Annotated in this window: 1 protein-coding gene; it reads left to right on the top strand. The window is 64.8% G+C overall.

Features of this window, described 5'->3' with window-relative positions:
* Nucleotides 1-1,548: type I polyketide synthase (locus tag ACWEO2_RS44245; RefSeq protein ID WP_452410869.1), on the top strand; the 1,548-nt coding region annotated here is incomplete at both ends.

The following is a 1,548-nucleotide window of genomic DNA, read 5'->3' as shown; positions in this document are numbered from 1 at the left end:
GAGTTGCCGGTGGATCGTGGCTGGGACATCGACGGTATCTACGATCCGGAGCCCGGCAAGGCCGGTAAGACCTACACCCGCCAGGGTGGATTCCTTTATTCGGCGGCCGATTTCGATGCGGATTTCTTCGGGATCAGCCCCAACGAAGCCACGGGGATGGATCCCCAGCAGCGGGTGCTGTTGGAGGTGTCGTGGGAGGCGTTGGAACGGGCCGGTGTGGATCCGGCGGTATTGCGGGGTAGTTCGACCGGGGTGTTCACCGGTGTGATGTACCACGACTACGCGCAGGGCACCGGTGGCAACGCAACCGGCAGTTTGGTGTCGGGTCGGATCGCCTACACCCTGGGGTTGGAAGGCCCAGCAGTATCGGTGGATACGGCCTGTTCATCATCGCTGGTGGCAATGCATCTGGCCGCGCAGTCGTTGCGGTCGGGTGAGTGTGACCTGGCGTTGGCCGGTGGTGTCGCGGTGATGGCGACCCCGGCGACTTTCGTGGAGTTCAGTCGTCAGCGCGGGTTGTCGCCGGACGGGCGGTGTAAGTCGTTTGCCGATTCGGCCGATGGTGTCGGCTGGTCCGAGGGTGCCGGTGTGCTGGTGTTGGAGCGGTTGTCAGACGCTCGCCGCAATGGTCATCAGGTTTTGGCGGTGATGGCTGGTTCGGCGGTGAATCAGGATGGTGCGTCGAATGGTTTGACCGCGCCGAATGGTCCGTCGCAGCGGCGGGTGATTCGCCAAGCGCTGGCGAATGCCGGGGTGTCCGCGATCGAGGTGGATGCGGTCGAAGCTCACGGCACCGGTACCACGTTGGGTGATCCGATCGAAGCCCAAGCGCTGCTTGCTACCTACGGGCAGGACCGTGCGGCGGATCGTCCGCTGTGGCTGGGGTCATTGAAGTCCAACATCGGTCACACTCAGGCTGCCGCGGGTGTGGGTGGTGTGATCAAGATGGTAATGGCGATGCAGCATGGCGTGCTACCCCGAACACTGCATGTGGATCAGCCCTCCACCAAGGTCGATTGGTCCGAGGGCCATATCCGGTTGTTGACCGAGGCGGTCGAGTGGCCGGTGGCGGATCGGCCGCGTCGTGCCGGTGTGTCCTCCTTTGGTATCAGCGGCACCAACGCACACGTCATCATCGAGCAGGCACCGGCCGCGGTGGCGGGACAGGCTTCGCTGCCAGTGGTTGAGCGCATTCCGGCTGGTGGGTTGCTGCCGTGGGTGGTTTCGGCCCGCAGCGACGAGGCTCTTGCCGGTCAGGCTGCCCGCCTGGCGTCTCATGCGGACGAGCACGATCTGGATCCGGTGGATGTCGGTTTCTCGTTGGCATCGACGCGTGGTGTGTTCGAGCACCGGGCTGTTGTCGTGGCCGAGGACCGTGCTGGTCTGCTCGCGGGAGCGCGGGCGCTGGCTGCCGGTGTGCAGGCACCCGGTGTGGTGTCCGGTCGCGTCGCGGCGGGTTCGACGGGTGTGGTGTTTTCCGGTCAGGGTGCTCAGTGGGCGGGTATGGCTACTGAGCTGCGTGATGCGTATCCGGTGTTCGCTGAGCAT

This window comes from Nocardia sp. NPDC004278 (assembly GCF_053602975.1).
Note: the sequence above shows the minus strand (reverse complement) of the source record. Positions and strands in the feature narration are given on the sequence as shown.